This window comes from Algoriphagus locisalis, assembly GCF_900116615.1.
GTDB lineage: Bacteria > Bacteroidota > Bacteroidia > Cytophagales > Cyclobacteriaceae > Algoriphagus > Algoriphagus locisalis.
This window is the reverse complement of record NZ_FPBF01000012.1, coordinates 23,131-42,131: the sequence shown is the minus strand read 5'-3', so window position 1 is coordinate 42,131 and position 19,001 is coordinate 23,131. Positions and strand designations below refer to the sequence as shown.

The following is a 19,001-nucleotide window of genomic DNA, read 5'->3' as shown; positions in this document are numbered from 1 at the left end:
CGGAGTTGCGGGTGGGATAAAATTTCTCCGAAGTCGAATTTTATAATCCTAGGCATATGAAAAAGAGAACTGTCAACTATCCAATACGAAAGTCGATCCGATTTACTCCAACTGAATTAGAGAAACTGGAAATTCTGCTGAAAAGAAGTGCCTACTGTCAGACGATCAGTGAGCTGGTAAGGGACATGCTTTTCAAAAGAAAATTGACAGTGAACACGCGAAACGAATCTGTGGAGAACACGCTGGTGGAATTAGGACTGCTCAGAAATGAACTGAATAAAATAGGAGTGAATATCAATCAGATTACACACTATTTTCATATGCAGGCTGATCCAAAAGAGCGTCAGTTTTTTGTGAATGAAATGCTCCCTCACTTTGAGCGGACTAAAGTAAAATTAGAGGCGCTGCATCGCTTGATTGAAGGGTTGAAAATGCTTAGCTAGTTGGTTGCTAAAATCAGTACAGGAAAGACAATTGGAGGGGTGATCCGATACAACGAACAGAAGGTGAAAAGCGGACAGGCAAAACTGGTACAGATGGGAGGGTTTGCCGTTAAAAATCTTACTGTCAGGGATAAGATCCAATCATTTGAAAAGGTGCAGAACTTGAATACAAGGACGAAAACAAATGCCGTCCATATTTCGCTGAATTTCTCTCCAGAGGATAAAGTAGATGGGTATATCCTTCAAAAAATTGCAGGGGATTATTTGAAAGGGATTGGTTTTGAAAACCAGCCTTACCTGCTGTACCAGCATTTTGATGCTGCCCATCCCCACGTGCATATTGTGACCACCAATATTTCAAGTTCAGGAAAGCGGATTGAAACGCATAACCTGGGTAAGGTGCTGTCAGAACAGACCCGAAAGCAAATTGAGCAGCGATACGATCTTGTAAAGGCAGAAGAGCAGCGGAAGCAAAAAGTCAATTTGCTCCAGCCGTTGGAGAAAGCTGTGTATGGCAAACGGGAAACGAAAGCCTCTATCTCCAATATTGTTCAGGAGGTTACACGTTCGTATCAATTTACTTCCCTGCCTGAGCTGAATGCTGTGTTGGGGCAGTTCAATGTAGGTGCTTACCGGGGTGAAAAGGAAAGTGACATGTTTAAAAATAAGGGACTGGTGTACTCGGTTTTGGATACGTCAGGCAACCGGGTAGGGGTTCCTGTGAAGGCCAGTTCAATGTATTGCAGGCCTACCTTAGCCAGACTTGAAAAGCTGTTCCTACGGAACAAAGAAGCAAGAAAGCAACACCGGGAAACGCTCCTTGGCGTAATTCACGGAGTGTTGCAAAATAGCAGTTCCCTGGAGGAGTTTACTTCCAAACTCAGGATTGAAGGAATCAAGCCGCTAGTCAGGTTCAGTGAAGAAGGACGGCTGTATGGGGTGACCTACATAGATAACGTAAACCGATGCGTGTTTAACGGTTCAGCCTTGGGAAAGGAGTTAGCTGCCAATGCGCTTTCTGTTAGATTTTCGAAAGAGTATATACTTTCCGATCCATCGGAAAGAGAGCAGGAGGTAAAGCAGGAAATAAAAATAACTGGGCAGGAAACTGAGCAAGGCACCAGAATTCCTAGCCTTGAGATTTCTTTAACTTCTTACCAACCGGAAGATCCAACCCCTTATGAGCTAAGGCAAAAGAAGAAGAAAAAACGCAGGAAGCGAATCCAATAAACAGAGCCTATGCAAACCGGAGAAAACACCGAGGGGTTAAGGAAGATCATCGACCTGACCAGAAAGGCAAGTATTGGAATGCTGGGTCTGCATTGCTATTACTACTGTTATCATTCCTTCGATCAATGGGGGCTTACGCATCCTATTTCAGAAAGACTTCTGGTCAATATTCAGGATACCGGTCTGTTTAATGAATTCTATCTATCCAAAGTTTTCGCATTGGGGCTTTTGCTGATTTCCTTGATCGGAGCGAAAGGAAAGAAGGATGATAAACTCAGAATGGTTCAGATAGGCTTGCCACTGATCAATGGATTGGTACTCTATGCGGGCAGCTTTTTTGTCTTTTACCTTCCAGTTAAGGGAGATACGCTGAACATTATTTACATAACAGTCACCAGTCTTGGATTTATTCTTATTCTGAGGGGAGGAGGGCTGCTAAGCCGCTTGCTGAAGAACCGGTTTGATCAGGGGGTGTTTAATCATTTGAACGAGACATTTCCCCAGGAAGAGCGCTACCTGGAAAATGGATATTCGGTTAATCTTCCGGCACAATACCGGCTTAAGGATACGATCAGAAAGTCATGGATCAACATCATCAATCCCTTTAGGGCATTGTTGGTGGCCGGTACTCCAGGTTCCGGAAAAAGTTACTTTGTGATCCGACATGTGATTACCCAACACATCAGTAAGGGCTTTTCCATGTTTGTCTATGATTTCAAGTACGATGATCTCTCCCGTATCGCTTACAATACGCTGCTAAAGAATTATTCTGCCTATCCTGTAAAGCCTGAATTCTATACCATCAATTTTGACAGACTTTCCCATACCCATCGCTGCAATCCCTTAGACCCGGAGACCATGCTGGACATTACCGATGCCTCGGAAGTTGCCCGCACCATTATGCTTGGTCTGAACAGGGAGTGGATCAAAAAGCAGGGAGACTTCTTTGTGGAAAGCCCGATTAATTTCCTCACAGCTATTGTCTGGTTTCTTAAAAAGCATAGACAAGGCAAATACTGTACCCTGCCCCATGTCATCGAACTGATGCAGGCCGATTATGAGAAACTGTTTACTGTATTACGAACTGAGCCGGAAATAGAAGTTTTGGTAAATCCTTTTGTCTCTGCTTTGGTTAAAAAGGCATTTGATCAGTTGGAAGGTCAGGTGGCCAGTGCCAAGATCACCATGGCACGACTTTCTTCTCCCCAACTGTATTATGTGCTTTCCGAGAGTGAATTCACGCTGGATCTAAACAATCCAGATGCGCCTAAAATCATCTGCATGGGAAACAATCCCCAAAAGCAGCAGGTCTATGGGGCTGTCTTATCGCTCTATATTTCCAGGGTGGTCAAGCTGGTCAACCAGAAGGGCAAGCTGAAATCCAGTCTGGTGTTTGATGAATTTCCTACGATCTATTTCAATGGCATTGATAACCTGATTGCCACCGCACGGTCCAACAAGGTAGCTACCTGCTTGGGAGTACAGGATTACAGCCAGCTTCGAAAGGATTATGGAAGGGAGCAGGCTGATGTGATTATGAATACGGTGGGGAATTTTATCAGCGGACAGGTATTGGGGGATACGGCAAAGCAACTTTCAGAACGGTTTGGAAGGATTATCCAGAACCGGGAGAGTGTATCGATCAACAGTTCAGAGACATCAGTTAGCAAATCCACCCAACTGGATCAGGCGGTTCCTCCTTCTACTATAGCTTCACTTTCCTCTGGTGAATTTGTGGGAATGGTGGCAGACACACCAGACCAGAAGATCGAATTGAAAGCGTTTCATGCTGAGATCATCAATGATCATAAATCCTTGAAGCAGGAGGAAGAAAGGTATCGACCAATCCCCAAAGCACGGGAAATCACCCAGGAGGAGGTGGAGGAAAACTACAGGAGAATCAAGCGTGAAGTGGAGGAGATTATCAGAGTGGAAATGGAACGGGTATTTGATACACCGGAGTTAGGGCATTTGATTATTAGGAGCTAAACTGTCCAAGTCCACTCGTTAGAAATGCGTGTTTTATGGGGTGATTTGAGCTTAATAACAGGTTTGTTTTGATTCTGTATAAGACAGTTTCAAATTTACCAAAAGCAAAATGCCACTAGAGTGAAGTGGCATTTTGCTTTATTTCTATTCTATGAGTTTAAAATTGCTTTTATTGATTCTGACATCGGAGTTGTAGGATGATCTATCAGTTTTGATAAAGTTTTATCTTCTGCATATAAATCCCCTTTTGAGGCACTGACATCCCATGAGGCTATACCGTCTGCGATCCTATCAGGTAAGCCGAAACCTTGAAGTGCTTTGCTGTATTCCTGCTCAGAGAGGTCTTGGTAAGGTATGTCTTTACCAGTTTGCTTAGAGATTTCCACTGCGAAATCCTTTAAAGTAAAAGACTGGTCACCGGCAAGTTCATATACTTTACCTTCGTGACCTTCACCGGTTAATACGGCAGCTGCCGCTTCGGCAAAATCAGCCCGGCTGGCCGATGATATTTTACCATCACCTGCACTTCCTATAAATGCACCTGCTGCTAAAGCTCCCGGAATAGAACCTGAATAGTTTTCAGTATACCATCCGTTTCTCAATAGAGTGAATGAAATGCCTGATTCATTCAAGTATTTTTCTGTAGCTAAGTGCTCCTCAGCAAGACTGAGTGTGGAGGTGTCTGCTCTTAGTAGGCTGGTATAGACTATCCATTTTATGCCTGCTTCTTTGGCTGCATTGATCACATTCTTATGCTGCATGGCTCTTTTTCCGATTTCATTTCCGGAAATCAAGAGCAAGGTATGGATGCCTTGTAAAGATTCTTCCATTGACTCAGGGGCGTTGTAATCGAAAGCCCTGGCCTCTATATCCTCTACTTTTTGCGGTGAGCGAACCAGTGCTATGAGGTCTGACGCATCTGTTCTGCTTTTCAGTTGCTCTACTACCAATTTTCCGAGTTGACCGGTTGCCCCGGTAATTCCGATTTTCATACCTGTTGTATTTTAAAGTTAAGTGTAATAGTTTGTGTTACATTAAAAGGCAAAAAATATCAGTGAAAGTTTTCTGCAAAATTTTTCAAGGTTTTGCATTGTAATTCTTTGATCACCGATTGATCAATTACTGTATTTAGTCCCTCAAGTTTTTTGTTAATATCCTTGCCGACAGGACATTTTGGATTGGGTAATAAATTCTTTTTCCCTAAAACATTCGTGGTCTTCACTGTAAGATATATATCTGCAAGGGTAATAGCTACGCTGTTTTTATCCAGTGCATACCCGCCCTCTTTGCCTTTTCTGCTCTTCACCAGCCCTGCATGCATCAATACCCCAAGCTCTTTGCGGACAATCACAGGGTTGACGTTGATGCTTCCGGCTATCCAGTCTGAACTTAGCCACTCATGCTCCTTGTACGCAAGAAGCGTTAAAATGTGAAGGGCGGTTGCAAATCTGGTGTTGTTCATAACTGATGCAAATATAAGAGTTACTTTATATGTAACAATAAATATTACAATTATGTTTCATTGGTTTGTTCACATTCGAACCTACTTTAGTGGAAAGGGTTATTTACAACCTGATAGGTTCTGTGAGCTTGTTTAAAACAACTTATTTTTCCCATTCCTTCTTCCGCCAATTTAGCCTGATCCCGTCACACGAGGCAAGAGCTTACGGCATAAAGCCCACGCACTTGTCTCTGCTGGTTTATTCCGTTTCCTCTTGCGGGTAGTGCCGGTCTCAGGCTGGTGCAGCTTCATAAGAATTTGTCAAACCAAAACACAAAAGACTATGAAGACACTAGCAAAAACATCAGCAAAGACATCAGCTAAGAGAAAAGATGGAAATGACTTAGCAAGAAACAAGTGGCGCAGTACACAAAGCCCAAAAGGATCATCGGATATCTATCAGAAGTTTACGGATGGAAAACTGATACAAACAGCACCGACCGGAATTTATAAAGTCACTTCTGAATAAATATACATTTTTTGAAATATCTGGACTAGGCTGGTTTGCCTCATTTCGTTCCTCATGATATACACTGTTTAGCTCAGCCCATCTTACAATTGGTACTGTTCTTGGAAAGTTTGCTTCATCTATCAATTGGGGTATGGGGGGCTGAGAAATGAAATGGGTTATTTGCTATTAAGTGTAGCCTTTGTAGATGAAGTCAATATTGACTCGTAATTAAAAGCATTAATTACCTGTTCAGGAATGTTCACCTGACGTACGGAAGCGTACTTACCATAAGTGTGGGAGCATTAGTTGAAAACCATCCATTACCCCATGTATCCAGATTTTAAAAAAAAATTAGTTGACACATGGTGAAAAACATAGCTTATCTGACCGGATTACTTGTCGTAGGATATCTTTCATATCATTATCCGCTCTTCTCATTTGTTTTGTTGGCGATATTGGGATTGATTTTATGCTACTTGTTACTAGCACTTGTAATCAAGTTGATTCAAAAAAGGATTCAAGGGAAGTGGTTCCATGTTCCATTAGCGCTCTTGAGTATAATTGTGGTGGGACTAATCACTGGATTTTTAGCACCCTTGGAAGAACCGCTAACTACCACCGGAAATGTTTCGGAGGATCTGGAATATGCCCATAGAATGGACCAGGCAGACCGCATGAATCTTAAGTTTTTTATTCCTGCATTCCGCAGTCAAATGAAAGGGAGAGACAGTGTTCGGTTAAATCAGGTATTGGACTACAGCAGAGCGGGTAAAATAGCCAAGGGCAGAGATAAGTATTATGCAGCTTTTGTTTTGCATCACAATCCAGAAAAGGACAGTTTACTATACCGAAAGGCACATGAATTGGCTCAAGCCGCTGCTTCTGAAACTGATTTGACTGACGATTTTCAGGTTCAGTGGCTATCTAAGGCCACCTATGACCGCTGGATGCTTTCTATCGGAAAGGAGCAGGAACATGATACCCAAGGAGGTGTAAGTTTTGAACTTCAATAGTTTTCCCTAGGTGTAAATCCCAATCCGATTCTTTCAGAGTTTTTTTTCTTCCGTCTTAAAAAAGCATTGTTTGCCAGGGAATCGGCTTAATTACGAGAACTTCAATCCTTCATATTTTTAATTATTCTAATTGCCTGTAATAATTCGGTACTTTTTTCTTCCAAGAGATAAAACCGATCTTCTGCAAAAACTTATTAGCTGCCTGATAATGGCTTTGCTCGTAGTGACAGTTTCTGTAGCGCAATCAGTATTCCGTGTAGAAAGGAATGGTACCGGTCATCCTATCCTGTTTCTTCCCGGATTTGGTAGCTCTGCTCTGGTGAGGTTTGGGATCAGGTGGTCTCAAAATTTCCTGATCATGAATCCATTACCTTGACGTATGCGGGATTCGACGGAGTTTCAACTATAAATTTCCCATGGTATAGCAAGGTGATGCTTCAATACCAGTAGCTCAATACTCTTAATCGAAAGTTAATTGAAAAACATTCCTTATTAAATCATCAAGTTTCACCAGTTCCTCCTAACCATTCTTTGAATCTGCTGACCCGATCCCGACTTACGATGATTTCTTCTTTAAATGGGATAGTAGGATTGATTTTGAGTCTGCTATTGGAATAGACCAGTACGTCTTTGATTGCACTTAAGTGAACCATGAAACTTCGATTGACCCGGAAAAACAGGGCAGGGTCAACTATCTCTTCCAATGATTCCATTTTATAGTCGGTGATGAAACGTTTTCCATCTTCCAGTATAAGATAGGTGTTCCTTCCTTCTGTGTTAAACAGATGAATGGATGAGGTGGCAATGGAATGAATGTGTTCTCCTATTTTTACCATAAACCGCTCTTTATAGCTGGGCTTTTTAAAATATTGCCAGAGCTGGGTATTTTGGCTTTGATTCAGAGCATTTCCACTTAATTGCCGGAATTTGTCGAGGGCCGCTTCAAAAGCTGAGTAACGGATAGGTTTTACCAAGTAGTCAATTCCATTTGCCTGAAATGCCTCCAGAGCATACTGACTGTGGGCAGTGATGAAAATTACCGGTTTGAAAAATGAAACCTGATCCAGTGCCTGAAAAGAAAGTCCGTCTTCCAGCTGCACATCTACCAATAACAGATCAGCCTCTTCCCCATATTTTCCCAGTAGGGGCACCGCCTGGGCAATGGAAGATGCCACTCCAAGGATTTGTGAATTCGGGTTATACTTTTGCAAAAAGTGGCTTAACTTCTCTATGGCCGGAAGTTCGTCTTCAATCAGGATAACTTTCATAATTAGGAGATTTGTACTTCAGATTGGGCGTTAAATGGCTTTTCTAACGGGATATAAATAGAAAATAATGAGAGGTCTTGCCAATGTAGCCGGTTGTTAAGCCAACCATACTGCGACTTGATGACCTTTAGTGTTTCCTCTAGTATGTGGCTTTTGGTCAATGAAAAATTGGATTCAAATTTTAGAATAAGGCAATTTTCAGAAAGTTCCATACTGAGCGATAGTGGCATAGATTCGGAGGAAAGCTGAGAATATGCGATGGCTTCCAGTACTTTAGTCAAGGTACGGGGCACTATCAGCAGACCTGCAGGATCTGGGAAGTGACTCAGAATGATGTTTTTGGATACAAACTGTCTGAAAAAAGTTTGGGTACATTGCATGGCTTGTAACTCTTGGCTCAGCGGAACCAATTCTTCCTGGTCTTTCAAAGAATGCCTATAAATATCCGCGAGGAGAAGAACGCCCTCGTCGGCCATAAATAAATCCTTTTCCTTAATTCTGATCACTATGGATTCCAATCCTACCAATAGAAATTCAGGGTTCAGCATGTAGTGAAACAGATCTATGTTTTTTTCCAACAGTTCTTTTTCTCTTTTCTCTGATTCCAGTTCCTTCTGGAATTTGTTGTGGATATAATAAAAGCCGGCAAAATGTCCCTGGTACATCAGGGAAACAAAAATAAACAGTCCATTGAAAATCTTTAATTCAGTGGAATAGACCGTCGGATCATTCATGTTTTCAAACCAGGAAAAATAAGCAATGAGCATTCCACTGGTTAAAACTATACTTCCGACCACAGTGAGAATCAGTAATCTGATTACCTGTTTTTTAAATTCCAGCGCTATGGAAAGCTTTGACTCCAGCTGGTGGATTAAAAACCTGTTTCCTTCCAGAACCAAATAGCTGCAAACAATGCAAAAGATGAGTTCCTGGGTGAAAAAATCCTGCAGGGCAGTGCCAACCGTGTCAAAAGCGAGAAGTACACTTAAGTAAACCAAGGCCCCAACTCCCAGAGGAAGCAACAATCTAGTCAGGGGGTTAGGAGTAAGAATCTTTGTCATTCTGCAAGTCCGGGAAAGATAAACGGCAAATTCACATAGAAACATGCTTGAGATTCTTGGATAGAAATCTGCTGTTTGCCATAAAGTTTGTAGCGGGCTTTCAGGTTGTTCAGCCCGATTCCTATGGAAGGGATTTGCTCTGGTTTACGGGTGATGCTGTTGTTGACCACTACCTTATCCCGATCTGCTGTGATGGTGATTTTAAGCGGGTGTTCCTGACTCGCCACGTTATGCTTTAGCGCATTTTCTACCAAAAGCTGAATGGCTAGTGCTGGCAGTTGATGATCAAGAGCCTCTGATTTGATGCGATTTTCCAAGATCACTTTGTCTCCATATCTTACTTTCATCAGATGCATGTAATTCTCCACGATTTTCAGTTCCTGTTCCAGTGAATTGAGCGGTTGGATTCCGTTTTTGATAAGGTGCTTAAAGTTATAGGCCAGTTTTCGGATAAAACTTTCGGCCTGATCAGGATTGGTGGCGATCAGATTGGAAGCAGTGTTGAGGGAGTTGAAAAGGAAATGTGGGGTCAGTTGGGATCTGAGCAGTTTGTATTGCAGTTCTTCTTTGTTTCGCTCGTTACGTAGGTGTTGGATTGTTTTTTTTGAGAATTGGGCATAGGCTATCCAGGAATAATTAATCCAAACAATTATAATTGCCAGAATCAGCCCTACGACACTTCCTTTAAGTACCAATCCACGACCATTTTCGGCAATACTTTCTTTCAGTACATCGTTTACCAGAAATTCCAGCAAATAGGAATAGCCTGACAAAATTCCCCAGATCAGTAGAAATAATATAATATAAAGGCTTTCATTGCCCTGTTCCCATAAAGGATTCCTCTTAAGCACACGACTACCCAGGTGGATTCCCAATCCAGCCAACAGGCTGATGAGCAGGAAAGCCCCCTGATACCAGGAGGCTGTTCCTAGCCAAACTATCAATCCGCCGTTGTATAACAGATAGATGCCTAAACTGAGTACTAATAGAAAAGAGAGTAGAAGAGAAAGCGTTCTTGACATGCTAAGTAGCTAGATACTGAATTCGAAATTTACTGAAACTCTACTTAGGAGGCGCATTTTGCTACTTCGCCCAAAAAGTGGGAAGAGTCTATCGTGCTTTTTGCAGTTTCTCTGATTTTGGCTTTTACCTTTTCAGTTCCCTGCTTTCTGCAAATATGAGTCAATAAATCTGCCTTGAAGTGGTCACTGTCTATGCTTTTTACACCTTCAAGAATGATCAATGCTCTGGCTTCATTCATATTTCCTTTATCGGCTGCAGTTTTCAGTAAGTCATTTTTGAAATGGTCTGAATCTATTGTGGGAACCAACTCATTTACCATAAATTTCAGCTCCTGGTCAGAAAGTGAACTGAAGGAAATACTTTTGGCTATTTCTGTTTTGAAATGGTCACTGTCCAGCATTTTGATCAAGTTGATGGATTCCTGGCCTTTCCCCTCCGTTACATTGGTTTTGAAAATAGGCTTCAATAGCTCGGTTTTGAAATGATCAGAATCCAGTGCAGCAACTACTTTGTTTAACTGGTTGAAATCTTTGAAATAGCTAGGGTTTACTGATTTGTAAACTTCCAGTTGGTAATGGTCGGAATCTATCTGCGCTAAAGTCATATCTATGCAGGCGGAGGTTTCTGCCGGGCTTAGATTTTTCTTCATCAGCAGACCTAAGTAAGTTGATTTGACATAATCGCTTTTCATCTGATCTACCTTGGCGAGAACGGCTTTGGCACCTCCATTTGCGAACAATCTATCCACTCTTTTACCAGCTCCCAACGTGGTGGTATTCATCATCTCGGGTAGCATTTCGGCAAGCCAGGCTTTTCCATCAGGTTCAAATGGCTTTTTTCTACCACCCTCCTTATAGTCATGCTCCAAGCCAGCCCCGTCATTTTTAATGGTAATGGATCTGGAGTTGCCGAAAATGGTTTTTTCAATTTTCAAACTACCTCCGGGAGAAATGAAGGAGATCGATTTTTCATCACTGCTGATTTCGATTTTTCCGTTTGATTCTATTTTTAGTTTTTGGTTGTCATCCTTATAGACAAAGTTGCTACTGTTAGTGGTTCTGCTGGTGGAAGTAGTGCTGGACTGGGCGTGTAGCAATTGAACAGAAGATAGCAGCACGATCAGGATCCAGATGAAATGAGTTTTGGAAGAAGTATTCATAGTTTGTTTAGATTTTCTTACTTACTCTTCAAATATGCAGGATAGCATGGCGGAGATAAAGCAGAATGTTACCAACCGTAGGATTGTTGGAATGAATTGTAGGATGACTGACTTGAAGCATTGATCAAATTCCCATTTGATTTCTTGAAAGATTATGCCAAATTGAAAGCCCCTCAAATAGCCATTGAAAATCCATGCTTTCACGATTAGTTTTAACTTTCAGCCTTTTGTTCTATTCATTTGCTGTCTTTGCCAATGACGAGAAGGAAGGACAGCTTGATGAATATAAAGTAAGGTACATTGGTATTGAAAAGGGGTTGTCAAATAATGCGGTCACCAGTATCTATCAGGATAAAAGGGGGTTTATGTGGGTTGGTACCTACGATGGACTAAATAGGTATGATGGGTATGATTTTTTTGTTTACCGTAATCAGCCAAATGATTCTACCACACTTGTCAACAACAGAATTGTCAGCATTTATGAGAATGAAGAGGGAATTTGGGTTGGTACCAAGAAAGGACTGAGTGTTTATAATTTTAATTCGGGAGCCTTCGAAAGTAGGTACCTACTGGATCAGGAGCTGGGAGAGCAAGTCAGAATCACCTTTAATATCAACCAGATAAAGGGTAATGAATCTCAGTTATTTTTAGCTTCAGCCGGTAAGGGGCTGTTTATGTTAGAGCATGATCAAAGCTATTTTTCGCAGGTTCCATTTGAGTTAGATGGGCAACTGATCTATAACTATCACGCGCAGGGAATTGATTTTGATACACAGGGAAATCTTCTGGTATTTATACAAGGGTATGGTTTATACCGACTGGATGATAATGCTAAGGAGTTAAAGTTTATCACCCAAGTAACCAACAATGCAAACAGCATTGTGTGCGATAAGCATGGACAGGTTTGGATTGGAATGGAAAGTGGGCTCTTGAAGTATTCGATGAAGGCAACTACTCATGAATTTTACTCACGTGAACATACCGGTCATAAAGTAACAGGGTTGATGTATGTCGAAGAGGAGGACGAAATATGGGCTGCCACAGATGGAAGTGGGGTCTTTATCTATAATAACCAGACTAGCAAAATATCATATTTGAAGGAAGGCTCAGGTGATCGGTCTATTACCAGTAATTCCGTGTACGCACTTTATCAGGATAATAAAGGAGATAAGTGGGTGGGCACACTTAGGGGAGGGGTGAATGTAGTCGAAAAGGAAAATCTGCGGTTTAAAACGATTAGGAAAAACCAAGATAAAAACAGTCTTGTAAACGATTTTGTGCTTTCATTTTGTGAGTATGTGAACGATCAGATCTGGATTGGTACGGATGGCGGGGGATTGAGTTTATGGGATAGAACATCCAATACGTTTACAAATTACGTCCATTCAGAAGATCCAAACTCCTTGCCTAATAATTTTGTGACGTCAATTCTCAGAGCCGATAAAGGTGTTTGGATAGGGACGTATGGGGGAGGTGTGAGTAGGTTCGATGATAAAACAAAGACATTTAAAGACTATCCGCTGTTTCAGCCTGAGATAAATACGTATCAGCAGAACATATGGGTTTTATTCCGGGACTCCTATCAGCGTGTCTGGGCAGCTACATCCGATGGTGAGGGACTTTACCTTTTTCATCCCGAAAAAGATAAATTTGAGTTCGTGGATGCAAATATCAATGGTATTCTTACGATGGCTGAAGATATCTTTGGCAATATCTGGGTAGGTACTTTTGATCGGTTGGTTAAAATGGATCTGGATACTTTTGATCATGAGGTGTTTGAAATAGGCTATCCAGTCAGGTCAATCATCTCCGCCTCAAATGACAGGATGTTATTGGGCACCGAAGGTGGGGGTCTGATGGAATTCAATCCAAGTCATGGCGTAGTCAACTCTTTTTTGGAGGAGCAGGGACTACCCAATAACTCAGTGCTTACTATTCTGCGCGGAAAAGACGACCAGTACTGGCTCAGTACTTATAACGGTATTTCGAGATTTGACTATACTACCAAGATTTTCACCAATTTTTATGACTCTGATGGATTGCAGAGTAACCAGTTCAACTATAATGCAGCACTGAAATTACCCGACGGGGAATTGCTTTTTGGCGGCATCCGAGGGTTCAATATTCTTGATCCTGACAACGTAAATACTTCCAATTCTTTTCCTGAATTGCTGATCACGGGGATTAAGATAAACAATGAGCCCATAGAAAAGACAGGCAAGACTCCATTTTCGTTAGGTACGCTGGAGCTTCCTTATGACAAATCCATGCTTACTTTTGAATTTGCCGCTATTGAATATTCGTTGCCGGACAAAATTTCTTATGCATATTATCTCGAAGGCTGGGATAGAGAATGGCAATATGTAGGAGATTCCCGTGTAGCGAACTATTCCAAATTAAATGATGGAAGCTATACTCTCCATTTAAAATCCACCAATTCTGATGGCGTATGGAACACGGCCACCACAAGGCTTCCCATAGTTATTTTGCCTCCATGGTACATGACTCCATTTGCCTATATATCCTACTTATTATGTCTTGCAGTTGTAGTTTTTGTTATAGTTAGTCACCAGCGTAAGCAAGCTAGATTGAAATATGAAATCAGGCTATCCAAAAATTTGGCCCAGAAGGAAAAAGAGCTGAATGAGAAGAAGCTTAATTTCTTTACAAACATTTCCCATGAATTCCGTTCTCCTCTTACGATGATCATTAACCCATTGAAGGATGCGATCTATGGTAAAGGCGGAGGTTTGGGGAATGGAGAACTAGAAGTAGTGTATCGTAACTCAAGGAGACTGCTGAGCTTGGTGGATCAGTTGCTTCTTTTTAGGAAAACTGAAAGTGAATTGGGTGAGCTAAAGATTGTGAGAATCGATCTGGTTGCCTTGGTAAAGGAGGTGTACTCTTGTTTTCTACACCATGCAGAATCACAGCAGATCAGCTACCATATACATATTGAAATGGAGGATTGCCATATTTATGCTGATCGGCAGAAAGTAGAGATTTCTCTTTTCAACCTGATATCAAATGCATTGAAATTTGCCAATGAATCCAGGGGAGAAGTAGTGGTGAGACTTTATTCCGATGAAAAAAAGAGCGTTTGCATTGCCATAGAGGATAATGGTGCAGGAGTGCCAAAAGATGAAAGAGATAAGGTATTTGATCTTTTTTTCCAATCTCAAAACAACCATAAAAACCATAAAAACGGATTTGGGATCGGCCTTTATTTGGTAAAACAATTTGTCCAACTTCATGCAGGGCAGGTTACTTCTTCTTCAAAAGAATCTGGGGGCACCGTGTTTACACTAAGGCTATTGACGGGGAGGGCGCATTTACAGCATCTATTGATTCATGAGGACTTTAATGAACGTTCAGTCTTTCTTGAAGAATTGTTGGGTGCACAAGAGCCGTCCGCTGCACAAGCGATAAAAGAACAGCAGTCAAATGCCCAGTTACCATTACTTGATCAGACGAAGACTGTCTTAGTAGTGGATGATAACCAGCAAATCCGCAGTTATTTATCCGGTATTCTAAGCGATTCTTTTAAAGTAATAGAAACTGACAGTGCAGAAGCTGCAAGGCAGACTTTGAAGAACCTGTTACCGGATTTGATTATTTCCGACGTGGTCATGGAGGGAGAGACGGGAGTGGAGTTCTGTAAATTCCTTAAGAGCAGTTCCAGTTATCTTCACATACCGGTAATTTTGCTCACGGGTACGAATTCAGAAGAGGTAAAACTTAAGGGAATAGAGGTGGGAGCCGATGATTACATTACAAAGCCGTTCGATAAGGACTACCTTGTTGCCCGGGTTAAAGGGATATTAAAACAGCAAAAAGTATTTCAGGATCATCTGATGGACGGGGTGACCCAGAAGATTTCAGATTTCAAACTTTCAGAGGAGGACAAACAATTTTTGGAGCAGTTAGAGCATTTGGTCGAGACGCACCTTAACGACGATTCATTTACCGTAAAATCATTGACTGAACAGATGGGGATGAGCCATTCTATGTTATATAAGAAGATCAAACAGTTGACAGGTAAGTCAATCAACGAGATGATTCGTTTTATTAGGCTGAGGAAAGTTGCTATTTTATTGATTACTTCAGATATGCAGGTCAACGAGGCAGCGTTTTTTACAGGATTTAATGATCTGAAATATTTTAGGAAGCAGTTTCAACTACTATACGAGATGAATCCCTCTGATTTTCAGAAAAAATACAAGGGATCCTTTCAGGAAAAGAATTATAACTTGATCCGGATTATTGACAAATAACAGCGGGATAAAAACAGTAGTAGAATTCTGGACTAATCGAAGTTTGGGATTCAGAATCTACTTTGGATTGTATCCACATTTTTCTCCAAGTATAATCTGGTGAGCTTTTGCACCAGCAAAATTATACATCCCCTTTGATAGGGTAGCTCTTAGTATGTTTGACAATCTATCATCAGTATTCCACATACATTTCATTTTTCTAAGGGTAAGGCGACAGCTACATTTTTTATGTTGGGAACATGTCGGTCGGGAATAGATGTGAATCGGATTTTTGATCTCCGGCAGTACTGTGAATAGCACCCCTCCATCCCGATTTTCTTCCTTAGAGTTACCCAAAGGTTATTTTTTAATTATCCCTAAATGAATTTACCCCTCTCATGGTATGAATTTGCCCCGTGTATATGCATGGCAAAGTGACTTATTTGAAGCTCCTTATTCTTCAGTATCGGAAGGATAGCGAACTAAATAAATTATCAACAAGCCTAAAAAAACATTTCGTGAAACAAACTTTACAAACGTTAGGGAAAAGGTGGCTCACCCTTATTCTTTTGATTTGTTGCTTCCTTGGTTCAGCCCATGCACAGAACAGTGGCGGGGTATTGATTAAAGGAACGGTGACAGCTCAGGAGGACGGGTTGGGTTTACCAGGTGTTAATGTCCTGATCAAGGGAACAGGTCAGGGAACTGTGACGGATATAGATGGAAACTATTCTATTTCTGTGCCTTCCAGTGGAGCAACTTTGCTGTTTACCTTTATTGGATTTGTTTCCTCTGAAGTTGCCGTGAACAACCAGACAACCATAGATATTACCATGGCGGAAGACACACAGGCCTTGGATGAGTTTGTGGTAGTTGGATACGGGGAGCAGAAAAAGGCTACTATGACAGGTGCGATTTCCAGTGTGGGGACCAAAGAACTCATCCAGTCGCCGGTTTCCAATATTAGTAATTCTCTGGTCGGAAGGTTACCTGGACTGATAGCAGTACAGTCAAGCGGTGAACCGGGGTATGATCAGTCCAGCCTGAAAATACGCGGGATAGCAACATTAAATACCGGGGCGGAATCCGATCCCCTGATCTTGGTGGATGGGGTACAACGTTCCAGCATAAACTTAATCGACCCTAACGAGATCGAAACGCTAAGTATCTTAAAAGATGCCTCTGCAACAGCAGTTTTTGGTGTGAGAGGAGCAAATGGAGTGATCTTGATCACTACAAAAACAGGGTCGAAAGGGAAGCCCACCATAAGTTATACCGCTAACTATGGTGTGCAAAGCCCGAACAGTCTGCCGGAGATGCTGAACAGCTACGACTATGCTTCTTTGCATAATGAAGCCAGTATAAATTCAGGGCAGTCTCCTTATTTTTCTGAGGAATCTCTGGAACTCTATAGGAATGGCAGTGATCCTTACTTTCATCCTGATGTGGATTGGTTTGATTTGGTGCTGAAGGATTTTTCTGCTCAGCAGCAACATAATTTTAATATTAGTGGTGGAGCAGAGAATACCCGTTATTTCATTTCCCTGGGCTACTTTGGACAGGACGGGGCATATGATGTGGATGATCTGGCTACAGCGTATTCAGCAAATCCGAAATATCAGCGATACAACCTCCGGTCTAATTTTGATATAGATTTCAATAAGAATTTTTCAGCCTCAGTGAAAGTAGGTGCCCAGTTTGCCGATTCCAATTATCCGGGATTCGGGGCAGGCGAGATATTTTTCAGGATTCTGAATTCCAATCCACTCATGAATCCTGGTGTACTTGATGGTAGATTGATTTCAGGTGTAGAAGGACTTCCTTCGAGTTCAGGAAACCCGCTTAGTGCGATAGTAAACAATGGGTACCAAAGAAACTTCAACAGTACCATCAATTCAAACATTGCCTTAAAGCATAAATTGGACTTTGTGACCGAAGGACTAAGTGTCCGTGGTATGCTGGCTTACGATAATTACTACCAGCATTCAGTTCGGAGAAACAAGCAAAACGAAACCTACAGAATTGTAAAGGATCCAAATGACCCTACTGAACCAGTTTTTATAAGAGAGGGGCTGGATGCACCTTTTTCCTTTGGTGAAAGTTTTGGGCGCAACAGAAAGGTCTATTTGGAGAGCGCGATTGATTATGCCAGAACTTTTGGGGTACACAGTCTGACAGCTATGGGCCTTTATATGCAGGAAAGATACACTGCTCCAGGCCAGGAATACAATGTACCGAGAGGTTACCAAGGCTTTGTGGGAAGAGTGACCTATAACTACAAGGAGAAGTATCTTACTGAAGTGAACATGGGCTACAATGGCTCAGAAAATTTTCCGGAAGGCAAGCGCTATGGCTTCTTCCCATCCTTCTCATTGGGCTGGATTCTGACACAGGAAGATTTTATGCCTAAAGACGGTGTACTATCTTTTTTCAAAATCCGCGGATCCTACGGGGAAGTGGGCAATGACAAGATTGGCGGTGCCAGATTCCTGTATTTGCCTTCCGTATTTTACCCGAATAGCGGAGGATATAACTTCGGAAACTATGGCTCAAATTACCAGTGGTATGCAGGAGCTCAGGAAGGGCGTGTGGGAAACCCCGATGTGACATGGGAACGTGCCAAGAAGATCAATATCGGCATTGAGACTGGGTTCTTCAATGATCAACTTCGGTTTAATGTAGATGTGTTCAATGAAAACAGAGACAATATACTCTGGTATCTGGGAACAATTCCAGCTTTAGTCCAGGCTGATCTTCCTCCGGTAAATATCGGAAAGGTGCGGAATCATGGTTTCGAACTTGAGTTAAACTACAATGATAACATTGGAGAGTTTAACTACTGGGTAAAAACAAACTATTCCTTTGCCAAGAATAACATAGAGTATATGGATGAGCCCAATAGGGCACATCCTTGGCTCCAGCGTACAGGCAAGCCAGTAGGTCAGTATTGGGGATTGGTAAGTGACGGTTTCTATAATACTGCTGAAGAGCTTAACGGAGCGCCCACATCTGCCTTTACTGCTGAAGTTAGGCCTGGAGATATCCGGTATGTAGATCAAAACGGTGACAACACTATCGATCAGAACGATGAGGTACCTATTGGTTATTCCAATTTCCCCCAGGTGATCTACGGGATTTCATTTGGCGGTGACTATAAGGGATTTGATTTTTCGATTTTATTTCAAGGAGCCGATAAAGTGTCCACTTACATAGGTGAAATGGGAGCATGGGCATTTGATACCGACTGGAGAAATGCCACCACGAGCCACCTGGAAAGATGGACTCCGGAGCGATTTGAGCAAGGGCTGCCGATCACCTATCCAAGGGTGGAGTTGTCGCCTACTGCTGGTAAGCATAATTACAGACCTTCTGATTTCTGGCTTCAGGACGCAAGCTATATCCGGTTGAAAAACATGGAGGTTGCTTATCGTTTTCAACCGGTTTTGCTAAGCAAAATCGGAGTGAGCAGTCTTCGGGTATTTGTAAACGGAAACAATCTACTTACCTGGAGTGATATGAAAAACTATGATCCGGAAGCTCCGGCAGGAAGAGGTGGTTTTTATCCGCAGATGCGTGTGTACAACCTAGGTGTAAACGTCCAGTTTTAAAC

General features: G+C 41.9%; 14 protein-coding genes. 8 read left to right on the top strand and 6 right to left on the bottom strand.

Going from position 1 to position 19,001, the window contains the following annotated elements; genetic code table 11:
• Nucleotides 1–56 precede the first annotated feature (56 nt).
• The 3 genes from BM386_RS22675 to mobC are packed head-to-tail and all read left to right on the top strand — an operon-like array spanning nucleotide 57 to nucleotide 3,662.
• Entirely contained in the window at nucleotides 57–443 is a 387-nt protein-coding gene (locus BM386_RS22675; protein ID WP_091698349.1) for a plasmid mobilization protein, read from the top strand.
• Complete coding sequence (locus BM386_RS22670; RefSeq protein ID WP_091698347.1) at nucleotides 444–1,673, top strand: relaxase/mobilization nuclease domain-containing protein; 1,230 nt, start codon at nucleotides 444–446, stop codon at nucleotides 1,671–1,673.
• A 9-nt stretch (nucleotides 1,674–1,682) separates the two neighbouring features.
• The gene (gene mobC / locus BM386_RS22665; RefSeq protein WP_091698345.1) at nucleotides 1,683–3,662 is read left to right on the top strand and encodes a conjugal transfer protein MobC; all 1,980 of its coding nucleotides are present in this window, start codon (nucleotides 1,683–1,685) and stop codon (nucleotides 3,660–3,662) included.
• Nucleotides 3,663–3,811: 149 nt separating this feature from the next.
• Here mobC and BM386_RS22660 read toward each other — a convergent pair whose 3' ends face one another.
• Both BM386_RS22660 and BM386_RS22655 read right to left on the bottom strand, forming a co-directional pair.
• Nucleotides 3,812–4,654, bottom strand: coding sequence for an SDR family oxidoreductase (locus tag BM386_RS22660; RefSeq protein WP_091698343.1), 843 nt, complete (start codon nucleotides 4,652–4,654; stop codon nucleotides 3,812–3,814).
• A 59-nt stretch (nucleotides 4,655–4,713) separates the two neighbouring features.
• Nucleotides 4,714–5,124, bottom strand: a complete 411-nt coding sequence (locus BM386_RS22655; RefSeq protein WP_091698342.1) for an Rrf2 family transcriptional regulator — start codon at nucleotides 5,122–5,124, stop codon at nucleotides 4,714–4,716.
• A gap of 322 nt (nucleotides 5,125–5,446) precedes the next feature.
• Between BM386_RS22655 and BM386_RS22650 the strand changes: the two genes are divergently transcribed.
• The 3 genes from BM386_RS22650 (at nucleotide 5,447) to BM386_RS23760 (ending at nucleotide 7,003) form a co-directional block, all read left to right on the top strand.
• Nucleotides 5,447–5,632, top strand: coding sequence for a hypothetical protein (locus tag BM386_RS22650; protein ID WP_091698340.1), 186 nt, complete (start codon nucleotides 5,447–5,449; stop codon nucleotides 5,630–5,632).
• A gap of 344 nt (nucleotides 5,633–5,976) precedes the next feature.
• Nucleotides 5,977–6,627, top strand: coding sequence for a hypothetical protein (locus BM386_RS22645; RefSeq protein WP_091698338.1), 651 nt, complete (start codon nucleotides 5,977–5,979; stop codon nucleotides 6,625–6,627).
• A gap of 208 nt (nucleotides 6,628–6,835) precedes the next feature.
• Nucleotides 6,836–7,003: a hypothetical protein gene (locus BM386_RS23760; protein WP_170857163.1), complete on the top strand. Its 168-nt coding sequence runs from the start codon at nucleotides 6,836–6,838 to the stop codon at nucleotides 7,001–7,003.
• A gap of 124 nt (nucleotides 7,004–7,127) precedes the next feature.
• Here the strand turns inward: BM386_RS23760 and BM386_RS22635 are convergent, their stop codons facing one another.
• The 4 genes from BM386_RS22635 to BM386_RS22620 are packed head-to-tail and all read right to left on the bottom strand — an operon-like array spanning nucleotide 7,128 to nucleotide 11,138.
• On the bottom strand, nucleotides 7,128–7,895 hold the full coding sequence (locus BM386_RS22635) for a LytR/AlgR family response regulator transcription factor (protein ID WP_091698335.1): 768 nt from the start codon (nucleotides 7,893–7,895) through the stop codon (nucleotides 7,128–7,130).
• Between the two features lie 2 nt (nucleotides 7,896–7,897).
• Nucleotides 7,898–8,956: a sensor histidine kinase gene (locus tag BM386_RS22630; protein ID WP_091698334.1), complete on the bottom strand. Its 1,059-nt coding sequence runs from the start codon at nucleotides 8,954–8,956 to the stop codon at nucleotides 7,898–7,900.
• Complete coding sequence (locus tag BM386_RS22625) at nucleotides 8,953–9,978, bottom strand: sensor histidine kinase (RefSeq protein ID WP_091698332.1); 1,026 nt, start codon at nucleotides 9,976–9,978, stop codon at nucleotides 8,953–8,955. The genes BM386_RS22630 and BM386_RS22625 overlap by 4 nt, the downstream gene beginning before the upstream one ends.
• Nucleotides 9,979–10,022: 44 nt before the next feature.
• Nucleotides 10,023–11,138, bottom strand: coding sequence for a hypothetical protein (locus BM386_RS22620; protein ID WP_091698330.1), 1,116 nt, complete (start codon nucleotides 11,136–11,138; stop codon nucleotides 10,023–10,025).
• A gap of 194 nt (nucleotides 11,139–11,332) precedes the next feature.
• On the opposite strand from BM386_RS22620, the gene BM386_RS22615 reads away from it, so the two are divergent.
• Together BM386_RS22615 and BM386_RS22610 are read left to right on the top strand one after the other, a co-directional pair.
• A complete protein-coding gene (locus BM386_RS22615; RefSeq protein ID WP_091698328.1) occupies nucleotides 11,333–15,412 on the top strand; it encodes a hybrid sensor histidine kinase/response regulator transcription factor in 4,080 nt (1,359 codons plus the stop codon).
• 497 nt (nucleotides 15,413–15,909) lie between these two features.
• The gene (locus BM386_RS22610) at nucleotides 15,910–18,999 is read left to right on the top strand and encodes a SusC/RagA family TonB-linked outer membrane protein (protein WP_170857162.1); all 3,090 of its coding nucleotides are present in this window, start codon (nucleotides 15,910–15,912) and stop codon (nucleotides 18,997–18,999) included.
• Nucleotides 19,000–19,001 lie beyond the last annotated feature (2 nt).